Source organism: Micromonospora sp. NPDC006766 (assembly GCF_040636055.1).
GTDB lineage: Bacteria > Actinomycetota > Actinomycetes > Mycobacteriales > Micromonosporaceae > Micromonospora.
On sequence record NZ_JBEYIX010000006.1, the window covers coordinates 34,934 to 48,523 of the forward strand.

12 protein-coding genes are annotated in these 13,590 nt (G+C 69.3%); 11 read left to right on the plus strand and 1 reads right to left on the minus strand.

Translation table 11 applies throughout. The features are described 5' to 3' along the window. Positions 1 to 13: 13 nt before the first annotated feature. Complete coding sequence (locus ABZ671_RS09455) at positions 14 to 814, plus strand: sugar ABC transporter permease (protein ID WP_357854319.1); 801 nt, start codon at positions 14 to 16, stop codon at positions 812 to 814. Then, positions 814 to 2,625, plus strand: a complete 1,812-nt coding sequence (locus ABZ671_RS09460) for a glycoside hydrolase family 13 protein (RefSeq protein WP_357854322.1) — start codon at positions 814 to 816, stop codon at positions 2,623 to 2,625. Before ABZ671_RS09455 ends, ABZ671_RS09460 begins: the two co-directional genes overlap by 1 nt. A 71-nt stretch (positions 2,626 to 2,696) precedes the next feature. Here ABZ671_RS09460 and ABZ671_RS09465 read toward each other — a convergent pair whose 3' ends face one another. Beyond that, positions 2,697 to 2,903 (minus strand): hypothetical protein, encoded by a 207-nt coding sequence (locus ABZ671_RS09465; protein ID WP_357853943.1) that lies wholly within the window; start codon positions 2,901 to 2,903, stop codon positions 2,697 to 2,699. 109 nt (positions 2,904 to 3,012) lie between these two features. Here ABZ671_RS09465 and ABZ671_RS09470 point away from each other — a divergent pair, with 109 nt between their 5' ends. The 9 genes from ABZ671_RS09470 to ABZ671_RS09510 all read left to right on the plus strand — a co-directional run bounded on the left by ABZ671_RS09470 (position 3,013) and on the right by ABZ671_RS09510 (position 13,506). After that, positions 3,013 to 3,585: a UTRA domain-containing protein gene (locus ABZ671_RS09470; protein ID WP_357854325.1), complete on the plus strand. Its 573-nt coding sequence runs from the start codon at positions 3,013 to 3,015 to the stop codon at positions 3,583 to 3,585. Then, positions 3,557 to 4,009, plus strand: coding sequence for a 2'-5' RNA ligase family protein (locus ABZ671_RS09475; RefSeq protein WP_357853946.1), 453 nt, complete (start codon positions 3,557 to 3,559; stop codon positions 4,007 to 4,009). The genes ABZ671_RS09470 and ABZ671_RS09475 overlap by 29 nt, the downstream gene beginning before the upstream one ends. A gap of 84 nt (positions 4,010 to 4,093) precedes the next feature. Beyond that, a complete protein-coding gene (locus ABZ671_RS09480; RefSeq protein WP_357853949.1) occupies positions 4,094 to 4,435 on the plus strand; it encodes a hypothetical protein in 342 nt (113 codons plus the stop codon). A gap of 1,364 nt (positions 4,436 to 5,799) precedes the next feature. Beyond that, positions 5,800 to 6,873 carry a BMP family ABC transporter substrate-binding protein gene (locus tag ABZ671_RS09485; protein WP_357854329.1) on the plus strand — a complete coding sequence of 358 codons (1,074 nt, stop codon included), beginning with the start codon at positions 5,800 to 5,802 and terminating at the stop codon, positions 6,871 to 6,873. A gap of 264 nt (positions 6,874 to 7,137) precedes the next feature. Then, on the plus strand, positions 7,138 to 8,631 hold the full coding sequence (locus ABZ671_RS09490; RefSeq protein ID WP_357854332.1) for an ABC transporter ATP-binding protein: 1,494 nt from the start codon (positions 7,138 to 7,140) through the stop codon (positions 8,629 to 8,631). Then, the gene (locus tag ABZ671_RS09495) at positions 8,628 to 9,971 is read left to right on the plus strand and encodes an ABC transporter permease (RefSeq protein ID WP_357853952.1); all 1,344 of its coding nucleotides are present in this window, start codon (positions 8,628 to 8,630) and stop codon (positions 9,969 to 9,971) included. The genes ABZ671_RS09490 and ABZ671_RS09495 overlap by 4 nt, the downstream gene beginning before the upstream one ends. A 3-nt stretch (positions 9,972 to 9,974) precedes the next feature. Further along, positions 9,975 to 11,255 carry an ABC transporter permease gene (locus ABZ671_RS09500; protein WP_357853955.1) on the plus strand — a complete coding sequence of 427 codons (1,281 nt, stop codon included), beginning with the start codon at positions 9,975 to 9,977 and terminating at the stop codon, positions 11,253 to 11,255. Positions 11,256 to 11,391: 136 nt separating this feature from the next. Further along, positions 11,392 to 12,093, plus strand: coding sequence for a cytidine deaminase (locus ABZ671_RS09505; protein WP_357853958.1), 702 nt, complete (start codon positions 11,392 to 11,394; stop codon positions 12,091 to 12,093). Between the two features lie 132 nt (positions 12,094 to 12,225). Continuing rightward, positions 12,226 to 13,506, plus strand: coding sequence for a thymidine phosphorylase (locus ABZ671_RS09510; RefSeq protein ID WP_357853961.1), 1,281 nt, complete (start codon positions 12,226 to 12,228; stop codon positions 13,504 to 13,506). The last annotated feature ends 84 nt before the right edge of the window (positions 13,507 to 13,590 follow it).

The window sequence follows — 13,590 nt, forward strand, 5'->3', positions numbered from 1 at the left end:
GCACGTCGTCGGCATGCTGGCGGTGGTGTTCAGCCTCTTCCCGATCCTGTTCGTGCTCTCCGCGGCGCTGAACCCGCTCGGCACCCTTTCCTCGACGGAACTGCTGCCGACCGGGGCGTCGTTCGATAACTTCACCAACCTGTTCCAGAAGACCGCGTTCGGTCACTGGTTCCTCAACTCGCTGCTGATCGCCGGTACGGCCGCCTTCGTGTCGATCTTCCTGTCGTCGCTCGCGGCGTACGCGTTCTCCCGAATGCGGTTCGCCGGGCGGCGGGTCGGGCTGCTCGCGCTGCTGCTGATCCAGATGTTCCCGCAGTTCCTGGCCATCGTGGCGATCTTCCTGATCTTCACGACGGTCACCGACCTGTGGCCGGCGATCGGCTTCAACACCCCGTGGGGACTGTTCCTGCTCTACATGGGTGGCGCGCTGGGCGTGAACACCTGGCTGATGAAGGGCTTCTTCGACACCCTGCCGAAGGAACTGGACGAGTCGGCCACCATGGACGGCGCCTCGCACGCGCAGGTCTTCTTCCGGATCATGCTGCCGCTGGTGGCGCCGATCCTGGCGGTGACCGCGCTGCTGTCGTTCATCGGCACGATCAACGAATTCATGATCGCCAACGTGTTCCTCACCAACGCCGAGTCGAAGACCCTCGCGGTCGGCATGTTCGGGCTGGTGGCCGGCGAGCGCAACAACAACTTCGGGATGTTCGCGGCGGGCACCCTGCTCACCGCGATCCCCACGGTGCTGGTGTTCCAACTGCTCCAGCGCTACATCGTCTCCGGGCTCACCTCCGGAGCGGTCAAGGGATGATCATGCTGCAGCCGCACCACGACGGATCCGCCACCTACGTGCCCGAGCAGGAGCCCACGCTCGGGCAGACCGTCCCGGTCTTCGTCCGGGTGCCGGCCGGCGCCGACGTCCGCCAGGTGCACGTGCGCACCACCGGCGACGGCGAGCCGCACTTCGCCGAGGCCGCGGTCGACCGCACCGAGGGCGGTGACGTGTGGTGGCGGGCCGACGTCGAGGTCCGCAACCCGGTCAGCAACTACCGCTTCCTGCTCGAGGGTGCGAAGGGCTGTCGCTGGCTCAACGCGGCCGGCCTGGTCGACCACGACGTGCCCGACAACGGTGACTTCAAGCTGGTCAGCTACGCCCCGCCGCCGGCCTGGGCCCGGGACGCGGTGATCTACCAGATCTTCCCGGACCGGTTCGCCCGGTCCGCCGCCGCCGACGGCCGGGCGGTGCCGGACTGGGCCATCCCCTGCGACTGGGACACGCCAGTGATCGGGCGTGGGCCGGAGACGCCGTACCAGTTCTACGGCGGCGACCTGGACGGCGTCACCGAGCACCTGGACCACCTGGACCGGCTCGGCGTCAACACCGTCTACCTCACCCCGGTCTTCCCGGCCCGCTCCAACCACCGGTACGACGCGGCCAGCTTCGACACCGTCGACCCGCTGCTCGGCGGGGACGCGGCCCTGGCCCGACTGGCCGACGCGGTGCACGCCCGGGGCTGGCGGCTGCTCGGCGACATCACCAGCAACCACACCGGCGACGCCCACCGGTGGTTCACCGCCGCGGTCACCGACGTGCACGCCCCCGAGCGGGAGCTGTACTACTTCGACGAGGTGACCGGTGACTACGACTCCTGGAACGGGGTCAAGTCGCTGCCGAAGCTCAACTGGGGCAGCGCAGAGCTGCGTCACCGCTTCGCCACCGCCGAGGACTCGCTGCTGCGCCGCTGGCTGCGCCCGCCGTACGCGTTGGACGGTTGGCGGGTGGACGTGGCGAACATGACCGGCCGGCGCGGCGCTGACGCGTACACCCACGAGGTGGCCCGCCTGCTGCGCGAGGTGGTCGCCGAGACCCGCGCCGACGGGTTGCTGCTCGCCGAGCACGGCCACGACCACACCGGTGACCTGGACCGGGACGGCTGGCACGGCACCATGAACTACGTCGGCTTCACCGACCCGGTCTGGTCCTGGCTGCGCCACGGTGACGAGCCGCTGCCCAACTTCCTCGGCACCCCGGGCGGGGTGCGGCGGCGGGACGCGGGCGCGGTGCTCGCCACCATGAACACCTACCGGTCGCTGATCTCCTGGCGGTCGTACGTCCACTCGTGGCAGCTGCTCGGCTCGCACGACTCGGCCCGGATCCGGACCGTGGTCGGCGACGCGGCCCGGCAGGAGGTGGCCGCCGGGCTGCTCGCCACCATGCCGGGCACCCCGGTGATCTTCGCCGGCGACGAACTGGGGCTGACCGGCGCGAACGGCGAGGGCTCGCGTACCCCGATGCCGTGGCACCGGCCGGAGAGTTGGGACCGGCGTACGTTCGACGCGTACCGGTCGCTGCTGGCGTTGCGCCGCGGTGAGCCGGCGCTGCGGCACGGCGGCCTGCGCTGGGTGTACGCGGACGCGGACAGCCTGGTCTTCCTGCGTGAGGCGCCCACCGGGTCGCTGCTGGTGCTGGCCCGCCGCGTCCCCGGCACCCCGGTCCGCCTGACCGGCCTGCCCGCCGGCGAGAACATCTACGGCGGCGCCCCCGCCCTCCGCCCCGACGCCGACGGCGCGGTGACCCTCCCCGCCGACGGCCCCACCTTCCAGGTCTGGCGCCTCGCCTGACGCCAAGGCCATCTCCTGCCGGTCGGTGATGCGAACCGACCGGGAGGATTTTCACTATCCGGTCGACTCGTTCACCGCTTCGTCGGCCCGTCATCCGGGTGCAGGATGTGCAGCTCGCCGGCGGCGTCGTGCAGCATCCCGCCCAGGTAGACCAGCAGCGCCACCCGGTCGTCGGCGTACTCGCGCAGCAGGGTGAGCCGGGCGATCGGGCACGGCCAGGGGGCGGTGCAGGCGCGGCAGAGCCAGAGTGGCCGGATCGGGGTGTGCGGCTTGGTCACCAGCGGCCGCCGTTGGCTCGCCAGGTTTGTGCGGGGGTGAGCCAGCCGGCGCGCCCGACCTGCGGGTTCGCGACGGTGGGTTCGTTCCACCAGCGGTTGTTGGGTGGTGGTGTGCGCTGAGAGTCGGCGGCTACAGCGCCGTTCGCGGTGCCGGTACGGCCGCGCCCGAAACGACCATCAACTGCTCACATCCCACCTTCGCCACGAGATCACCGAAGTCGGGCGCGTCTCGCCGCCGGAACGTATCGCGTTGCTGGCCGCACTTGAGCCCGGCACGCAGATGCTTGTCCGTCGCCGCACTCTCTTTGATCGGGAGACCGGCAAGCCTCAGGAGTTGGGCGCGAGCTACCTGCCTCTGTCCTTTGCCGACGGCTCCTTCCTCGAAGCGCCTGAGGTTGTGCCGAAGGCGTTGTTCCTCTGCGTCGAGGATCTGAGCGGCAAGCGATACGCGCACGCTCGGGACCACTGGCAATGGAGGATGCCCAGCACGGCCGAAGCGGAGGCGTTGCAGATTTCTCCGAGTAGGGGAGTCCTGCATCTCGTGCATGTCGCGCGTGCGGCTGACCACACACTGCTTGAGGTGTCCGAGTCGGTGTGGCCCGCGGACTGCATTGAAATCATCGATGAATATGAGCTGCCCGAGGCGCAGCGAGGTGGCCGAACTGACAGGCAGGCTCCGTGATCGCCTTGTCACGCTGACCCCACCGGTAGTGGCCTTCCACCGGCCGCTTGTCCGACCTGAGGCGGTCTATCTGCCGGCCGACCCGCCCGACCCCATCAGGGCCCTGCGCGCCGTCGTACAGGGGGTTGTCGCTGAAGCGCTTGGCGAGGATCGAGTCGAGCACCTACCCCGAGATGCTGCCGAGTACCGGCCACACGTCAGCATCGCGTACTCGAACGCCCGGCAGGACGTTGAACCGGTCGCCGAAGCGCTCAACAGCGTCGAAGCCGAGCCCATCTCGGTCGTGCTTGACCATGTCGACCTGTTGCGGTTCCATCGCGATCATCGGATGTACGAGTGGACGGAAGCTGTCCCGCTTCGCATCGGCGAGGACGGGCAGGGCAGCTGCCCACCAAGCCCGAGCGGGCGCAGCTCGCGGTTCTGATCCATAAATGGCGAGATCACGGTATGGCGGCGGGTGGCAGGGCGGACTACTACGAGCCGTCGTTGATGGGGGAGGATAGGTGGCGTGGAAACTCTTCGGCTGGTACTTCTCTACGTTCATCTGATCGGGTTCGCGATGCTGCTCGGTGGCTCGATCGCCCAGTACGTCAGCGGCCGGCTGCGGATCAACGCGGCCATGCTCTGGGGCTCGGTGATCGGGCTGCTGACCGGAATCGGTCTGGCCGCGCCGCTGCGCGACGGGCACGAGCCGCCCTCGGCGAAACTTGTTACCAAGTTGGTGCTCGCGCTGCTGATCTTCGTCATGGTCTTCTTCTCCCGTAAACGGGCGTCGGTCAACCGTGGCCACTTCCTCGCCATCATCGGCTTGACCCTGGCCAACGCGGCGGTGGCGGTCTTCTGGCACTGAGGCTTTCCGTGCCACGGCACCGACGGTGATCATGTGGTCCGCTGGGCAACCACCACAGGTCCGCCCCCGGTGTCGGGCCCGAGGCGTGTGGGCATTCGACCAGTATCGATCTGCCCGCAGTGTATATGGCACTAATGTCGACGCAGGACCTCTATGAAGTTGATCTGTGGTGGGACCAGCTTCATGTTGAGGTCCTGCGTCATTCCGATGCAGCGGCGTCTCGGGCGAGTCCCGTGCGTTCCGGACAAGCCGGATTGCCGGATTGTCACCTACCGCACTCGCCTCGTTGTGCGGAATGGCTCACTGAGCGGTGCTCGTCGCGAGAATCGGCGCTGGCAGTGGGGATGAAACGTCGCGAGCAGTCTCCGGCATTTCGGAAAGCTGTGCCGGAAGGATGGCCAAGCCGAGGAGCCAATGCTGAGTAGGCGGCGGTTCACACCTGGTTCACCCCCGCCGCACCCGAGCATTGACGATCACCCCCGCTCCTGCTAGCTTGATCTTACCCATCGATCTGCATGGTCGTCTTGACTCGAAGAACGGGGAGGCAAGTAATGAGTCGGCTGCTTCGTAATGTATTGCTCTGCTCCGCCCTTGTGGCTGGAGTTCTGATGCCTGCTGGGCCTGTTCAGGCATCTAGTACGACGATCCTGACTCTCGTCTGTGACGGGCCGCCGGCCCAGGCGCACTCGATCTCCATCAAGTGTGACGGCACGAGGAGTGGTTACACCGAGTTTCGGGTCGAGGGCGAATTCTGTGATCAGCGCGGTTGCGCGTGGCGCTTTGGTGCATGGCAGAAGTACAACTCCGGTAAGTACTCTACGGCGAGCGACCCGGGCTTGTGGTACAGCGGTCTCATGGGCATCGACCACCGTTGAGCTAATAGCGATTGGGTTGAACTACTAAGCTATTGAGCCGGGCCGCAGTAGCGGTCCGGCTCAATCGTGTATTCGGAGATTCAGAACGGCTGGCGTACCTATCGGTGATAGGGGCGATGGCGGTTCCGCGAGCGAGCTAGTCCAATCGCCTTTCGACCGTCTGCGCTCTGTCGCGAACCTGTGTATCCGAGTGCTGGTCAAGCAGGCCAGGGCTGCCTGCCGGGCAGGCGACGTCACGGCGGGGTTGCGACTATGGGGGGTTTCGGCAGGTTCCGCAAAAGGATCAGTGATTTGCCCCACCCGAGGGTTGCGTAGGGGTAACGGACGTCCAACAGTCGTGCACGATTGGCGGCCGGTGGGTGGACGCGGGCGTACGCTCCCGTCCGTAACGTGGGACGCCGGCGGCAGACCGCCGGCCGGCACAAGGGCTGCCACCGCGCACGACGCGGTGTGCAATGGGAAGGAGTCGTCTTGCGCTCTGTGCGTGGGATGCGGGTCGTTGCCTCCGCTTTCGTGGCGGGTGGCCTCGTGCTGGGTGCCGCCGCGTGTGGTGAGGCCCCCAAGGACGACAACGCCGGCAGCAGCGGCGGCAAGAAATACACCGCCTGCATGGTGACCGACACCGGCGGCATCGACGACAAGTCGTTCAACGCTGGCGCCTGGGCCGGCCTCGAGGCGGCCAAGAAGGCCAACAGCAACATCGAGACCAAGTACGTCTCGTCGCACCAGGAGGCGGACTACGAGGTCAACCTCAACGGCTACGTCAACCAGAAGTGCGACTTCATCCTGGCCGTCGGTGGCCTGATGGAGAAGGCCGCCAAGAAGGCCGCGGAGGCGCACCCGGACCAGCAGTTCGGCATCGTGGATGCCAACCCGGGCCTCGACAACATCTACCCGATGCAGTTCGACACCACCCAGGCCGCCTTCCAGGCCGGTTACCTGGCCGCCGGGATGAGTAAGACCGGCAAGGTCGGCACCTACGGCGCGATTCCGATCCCGCCGGTGACCATCTTCATGGACGGTTTCGCCGACGGCGTGGCCTACTACAACCAGGCCAAGGGTAAGAACGTCCAGCTCCTCGGTTGGGACAAGGCGACCCAGAAGGGTTCCTTCTCCAACTCCTTCGACAAGCAGGACGACGGCAAGAAGGTCTCCGACGCGCTGGTCGCCCAGGGCGCGGACATCGTCATGCCGGTCGCCGGTGGCTCGGGCCTCGGCACCACCGCCGCCGCCCAGGCCTCTGGTGGCAAGTACTCGGCGATCTGGGTCGACACCGATGGCTGCGAGAGCACCCCGAACTGCCCGGCGCTGCTGACCACGGTCGTCAAGAACATCCCGGGCGCCGTCAAGGACGCCGTGCTCAAGGCCGCCAGCGGCGAGAAGCTCCAGGCCAAGCCGGGCTACGTCGGCACCCTGGCCAACGACGGCGTGTCGCTCGCTCCGTTCCACGAGTTCGACAGCAAGGTCCCGGCGGACCTGAAGGCCGAGCTCGACAAGATCAAGGCGGACATCGCCGCCGGCACCATCAAGATCACCTCGAAGTCCCAGCCGGTCACTGAGTGACCGCTCCGTCGGCCGCCGCGCTGGATCATCGGACGCGGCGGCCGGCGGGCACCAGGCACGACAGCCGGCCGCCTCGACGTACGCGGGAGAACCCCGTGGCAGCGGGGCGGCCGGTCCCCCCTTACCCGCTAGGAACCGATCCGGCTCGATGGCCGGCGCGGCAGCGGCTACGCTGCCCCATCGCTCGCACTCCCGGAGGTTGCGCTGAGACTCGAACTGCGCGGCATCACCAAGCGGTTCGGTGATCTGGTCGCGAACGACCACATCGACCTGACGGTGGAGCCTGGAGAGATCCACGCCCTGCTCGGCGAGAACGGTGCCGGCAAGTCAACCCTGATGAACGTGCTCTACGGGCTTTACCAGCCCGACGAGGGCGAGATCCTGGTCGACGGAGAGCCGCTGAAGCTGAAGGGCCCGTCGGACGCGATCGCGGCCGGGATTGGCATGGTGCACCAGCACTTCATGCTGGTGCCGGTGTTCACCGTGGCGGAGAACGTCATGCTCGGTGCCGAGCAGGTCAAGGGGGGCATCACCGGCTTTCTCGATCGCCGGCGGGCCCGTCGCGAGGTCGCCGAGGTTTCCGGGCGGTACAACCTCCGGGTCGACCCGGACGCGGTGATCGAGGACCTGCCGGTCGGCATCCAGCAGCGGGTGGAGATCGTCAAGGCGCTCACCCGCGACGTCGATCTGCTGATCCTCGACGAGCCCACCGCGGTGCTCACCCCGCAGGAGACCGAGGAACTGCTCGCGGTCATGCGGTCGCTCAAGGCCGCCGGCAAGTCGATCGTCTTCATCACCCACAAGCTGGGCGAGGTGAAGGCCATCGCCGATCGGATCACGGTGATCCGGCGCGGCAAGACGGTCGGCACCGCCGAGCCGAGCGCCAGCCGGGACGAGCTGGCCGCGCTGATGGTGGGTCGCAGCGTCCGGCTGACCGTCGACAAGCAGCCGGCCACGCCGGGCAAGCCGATCCTCGAGGTGTCCGGCCTGGTCGTCGACGACGACCGGCAGGTACGCGCGGTCGACGGCGTCGACCTGACCGTGCACGCCGGTGAGGTGCTCGGCATCGCGGGCGTGCAGGGCAACGGCCAGACCGAGCTGATCGAGACGATCATGGGTCTGCGGCCCGCGCTCGCCGGCACCATCACCCTCGACGGCGAGGCCGTGCACGGCTGGCCGACCAAGAAGGTGCTCCGCGCCGGCGTCGGCTACGTGCCGGAGGACCGCAGCGTCGACGGCGTGGTCAAGGAGTTCTCCGTCGCGGAGAACCTGGTTTTGGACATCTATGACCAGCCGCCCTTCGGCAAGGGCCTGTCGCTCAAGCCGGATGCCATCGCGAAGTCGGCGAAGGAACGGATCGAGCAGTTCGACGTCCGCACCTCCTCGGCGGAGACGCCGGTGGGCACCCTGTCCGGTGGTAACCAGCAAAAGGTGATCGTGGCCCGGGAGCTGTCCCGGCCGCTGAAGCTCTTCATCGCCGCGCAGCCCACCCGGGGCGTCGACGTAGGCTCGATCGAGTTCATCCACAGCCGGGTGATCCGCGAGCGGGACATCGGCACCGCCGTGATGGTGGTCTCCAGCGAGCTGGACGAGGTGATCGGCCTGGCCGACCGGATCGCGGTGATGTACCGCGGCCGGATCATCGGCGTGGTCGGCCCGGACACCCCGCGCGAGGAGATCGGCCTGCTGATGGCCGGCATCACCCCGGACAGCGCCACCGCGGCCGCCGATGGCCCTGGCAACGAGGACGAGGCATGAGCAATCCCAACCCGGTGTCGGGCTCTCCGGACAAGGAGTTGGCGACCGAGACCCAGGAGACACGGGCGATCCCAACCCCGCGCGCCGGCGATGGCGAGCATGCGGTGACCGCCACCGCGACCAAGGAGCCCGCCGCCGAGCCCCGCCCCTCGCTGGGCCGGCTGTTCCTGGAGAACCTCTGGGCGGCGAACACGGTCACCGTGACCGTGCTCGCCGTGCTGCTGGCGATGCTGGTCGGCGCGGTGCTGATCATCGTCTCCGCCCCGGACGTGCTGGCCACCTACGGCTACATCACCGCCCGGCCGGCGGACGCGCTCAACTCGAGCTGGGCCGTGGTCAGCGACGCGTACGCGAACCTGTTCAAGGGCGCCATCTTCGACCCGGACGCGTCCGGCTTCACCGCGGCGCTGGGCCCGATCTCGGAGACGCTCACCTACACCGCGCCGCTGGTCTTCACCGGCCTGTCGGTGGCGCTCGCCTTCCGCGGTGGCCTGTTCAACATCGGCGCTCAGGGCCAGGCGACGATCGGCGTCGTCCTCGCCGCCGCCGCCGGCTTCGCGCTGCCGCTGCCGCCGGGGGTGCACCTGCTCGTCGCCCTGCTCGCCGGCGCGGTCGGCGGCGCGATCTGGGGCTTCATCCCGGGCATTCTCAAGGCGCGTACTGGCGCTCACGAGGTGATCAACACGATCATGCTCAACTACGTGGCGGTCTACTTCCTGGCCTGGATCATTCTCCAGGAGGGGGTGCACAGCCCGGACCGCGCGGACGCGATCAGCAAGTCGGTCGACGCCTCCGCCCAGCTGCCCCGCCTGCTCGGCGCCGACCTACGCGTGCACGCCGGCATCCTGCTCGCGGTGCTGGCCACCGGGTTCGTCGCCTGGCTGCTCAACCGCTCGACGCTCGGTTTCGAGCTGCGCGCGGTCGGCGCCAACCCGGACGCCGCCCGGACCGCGGGCATCAGTGTCACGAAGTCGTACGTGCTGGTCATGGCGATCGCCGGCCTGCTGGCCGGGCTCGGCGGATCGAACATGGTGCTCGGCTCGACGGCTGACTCGCTCACTCCGCAGGTGGTCGCGCAGATCGGCTTCGACGGCATCCTGGTCGCGCTGCTCGGCCGGGTGAAGCCATGGGGTGTGCTGATGGCCGCGCTGCTCTTCGGCGCGCTCCAGGCCGGCGGCAACCGGATGCAGTCGTATTCCGGGATCTCCCTGGAGCTGGTCACCGTGCTCCAGGCGCTCATCGTCATCTTCATCGCCGCGCCGGCCCTGGTGAAGGCGATCTTCCAGCTCCGGGCAGCCCGCGCGGCCCGGCTGCAGACGAGCCTCGCGAAGGGCTGGTGACGCATGTCCACCATGACTGTCCCTGAGGTCGCCGTCACCACGGTCGACGAGGGATTCTGGACCCGTACCCGCAAGATCGGGGTGGTCCTGCTGGCGTTGGGCGTGCTCGCGGCGGGGCTCTTCGGGTCGTTCGCCACCGACCGGGAGGCCCGGTTCACGCTCAGCGAGACCGAGGGCGGCGCCGCCCTGACGATCCACGGCACGACCGGCGCGATCCTGTTCGGGATCATCGCCGCCGCGGCCGGCGTCGCGCTGCTCGCCGGGGTGCCGAAGCGCTGGTTCGGCGTGCTGCTCGGCGTCGGGCTGGTCGCCTTCGTGGTGAGCTTCCTCTGCTGGCAGGTCTCCGCCGCCCCCGAGGGCCGCAACTTCATGCCGCTGGTCAACGTTGTCCGTGGCACCTTCCTGCTGGCCCTGCCGCTGATCTTCGGCGCGCTGGCCGGCGTGCTCTGCGAGCGGTCCGGCGTGGTCAACGTGGCGATCGAGGGCCAGCTGTTGATGGGTGCCTTCTCCGGCGCGCTCTTCGGCAGCCTCTCCGGCAACGTCTGGGTGGGGCTGGTCGCCGCCGCGATCGGCGGCGCGATCATCTCGCTGCTGCTCGCCGTGTTCGCCATCCGTTACCTGGTCGACCAGGTGGTCATGGGCATCGTGCTCAACCTGCTCGCCGTCGGCGTCACGGGCTTCCTCTATGAGCGGCTGATGCAGCGGGACGCGATGAAGTACAACAGCGCCCCCCGGTTCAGCAACTGGGAGATCCCGCTGCTCAAGGACATCCCGCTGCTCGGTCCGGCGTTGTTTCGCGGCAACATCTTCCTCTACGTCGGCCTGCTGCTGGTGCTGGTGATTCACATCGGGCTGTTCCGTACCCGGTGGGGGCTGCGGACCCGCTCGGTCGGGGAGCACCCGACCGCCGCGGACACGCTGGGCGTCAAGGTGCTGCGGCTGCGCTACCGCAACGTGATCATGGCGGGACTGGTGGCCGGCGTGGGTGGTGCCTCGTACACCCTGGCGATGTACTCGTTCACCAAGAACATGATCGGCGGTAAGGGCTTCATCGCCCTGGCCGCGCTGATCTTCGGCCGGTGGAGCCCGACCGGGGCGCTGCTCGCGGCGCTCTTCTTCGGCTTCGCCGACCAGCTCGCCACGTACCTGGGTGCGGTTGGCAGCAGCATCCCCAGCCAGTTCCTGGCGATGCTGCCGTACCTGGCGACGATCCTGGCGGTGGCCGGGCTGGTCGGCAAGGTCCGGGCCCCGGCCGCCGACGGCAAGCCGTACATCAAGGGCTGACCGCAGTGACGCAGCGTGCCCGGCGGGGAGGTCCGCCGGGCACGCCCGTCTCCGGGGCGGGCTCGGCGGCCGTGACGACCGTCGGCACCCCCGTGCCAGGCCTGATCTGCGGGAATTAGGCAGAATGGGAGATGTGATGGAGATCGACTGGGAGCGGCTGCGCGCCGCCGCCACCGAGGTGATGCGGCACGCGTACGTGCCGTACTCGAAGTTCCCGGTCGGGGCGGCTGCCCTGGTCGACGACGGCCGGGTGGTGGTCGGCTGCAACGTGGAGAACGCCGCGTACGGGGTGGTCCTCTGCGCCGAGTGTGGGGTGGTCTCCTCGCTGCACGCCACCGGTGGTGGCCGGATCGTCGCCCTCTCCTGCGTCGACGCCACCGGTGAGCCGCTGATGCCCTGCGGCCGGTGCCGCCAGCTGCTGTGGGAGCAGGGCGGCCCGGAGTGCCTGATCGAGGCCAAGGGCGGCCCGCTGCGCATGGCCGAGCTGCTGCCGCACGCCTTCGGCGTCGAGGACCTGGAGGCGGTGACCGGCGAGCACCCGGTGCCCGTGGTGCCGGACCGGCTCGCCGCCTGGCGGGGTCGGGGCACCGTCTTCGTGCACCCGGACCTCTCCGCCGGGAAGCAGATCTGGACGGCGTACTGGGAGCGGTCGGCCGGCGACACCGAGGGTGCCGAGACCGGTGTGCTGGAGGAGGGACCGGCCTGGGGCGACCCGGCGGAGGCGATCACCTGGGGGCTGGCACGCACGCCCCGGGTCGTCGTGGTCGACGCGTCGGGCACGATCTTCTGGGCCGGGGAAGGCGAGCCGCCTTTGGAGATCCCGGTCCGGTGGGGCTGAGCTTGGGGGATGGGGCCGACCGTGCCCGGCTCCGGGCGGTCAGGCTTGATCCCTCCGCCGGTCACGGTCGGCCCCATCCTCGGTGGCCGCGGTACGCGGACCGGTTTCGCAACGACGAGGAAAGATCATCTGATGAGTGCTTTTACGGCGGTTGACGTCATCCGGACCAAGCGGGACGGGGGCGTGCTGAGCGACGGGCAGATCGACTGGGTCGTCGACGCGTACACCAGGGGGCTGGTGGCCGACGAGCAGATGTCGGCGCTGGCCATGGCGATCCTGCTGCGCGGCATGACCGGGGCGGAGATCGCCCGGTGGACCGCCGCGATGATCGCCAGCGGCGAGCGGTTGGACCTCTCGCCGGTGACCCGGCCGACCGTGGACAAGCACTCCACCGGCGGCGTCGGCGACAAGATCACCCTGCCGCTCACCCCGCTCGTGGCCGCCTGCGGCGCGGCGGTGCCGCAGTTGAGCGGTCGGGGTCTCGGCCACACCGGCGGCACGCTGGACAAGCTGGAGTCGATCCCCGGCTGGCGGGCCGCGCTGAGCAACGCGGAGTTCATCAACCAGCTCCGCGACGTCGGCGCGGTGATCTGCGCGGCCGGCGACGGGCTGGCCCCGGCCGACCGCAAGCTGTACGCGCTGCGCGACGTCACCGGCACGGTGGAGGCGATCCCGCTGATCGCCAGCTCGATCATGAGCAAGAAGATCGCCGAGGGGACCGGCGCGTTGGTGCTCGACGTGAAGGTGGGCTCGGGCGCGTTCATGAAGACCGCCGACGACGCCCGCGAACTGGCCCGGACCATGGTGGAGCTGGGCGGGGCGCACGGGGTGCGGACGGTCGCCCTGCTCACCGACATGTCCACCCCGCTCGGCCTGGCCATCGGCAACGCCGTCGAGGTGACCGAGTCGGTCGAGGTGCTGGCCGGCGGCGGCCCGGCCGACGTGGTGGAGCTGACCCTGGCGCTGGCCCGGGAGATGCTCGACGCGGCGGGCCTGCCGGACGCCGACCCGGCGGCGGCGCTGCGCGATGGACGGGCGATGGACGCCTGGCGGACGATGATCCGGGCGCAGGGTGGCGACCCGGACGCGCCGATGCCGACGGCCGCCGAGGTCGAGGTGGTCCGCGCCGAAGAGGACGGCTACGTCGCCGGCATCGACGCGTACGCGATGGGGGTGGCCGCCTGGCGGCTCGGCGCCGGCCGGGCCCGCAAGGAGGACCCGGTCAGCATCCCGGCCGGCGTGGTGCTGCACAAGCGCCCCGGCGATCCGGTGCGCGCCGGCGATCCCCTCTACGAGCTGCGCGCCGAGCACGCGCAGCGGATCCCGGCCGCGCTCGCCGAGGCGCGGCGGGCGGTCCGGATCGCCCCGGCGGCCCCGGCCGCGACGCCGCTGGTGATCGAGCGGATCGGTTGATCGGCTCGGTCGGCTCCGGCCGTGGTGCCGGCCTCGTCGAGGGGCTATTCTGCCTGGCCAAGGGAGGACCGATCGGCGCGAGCA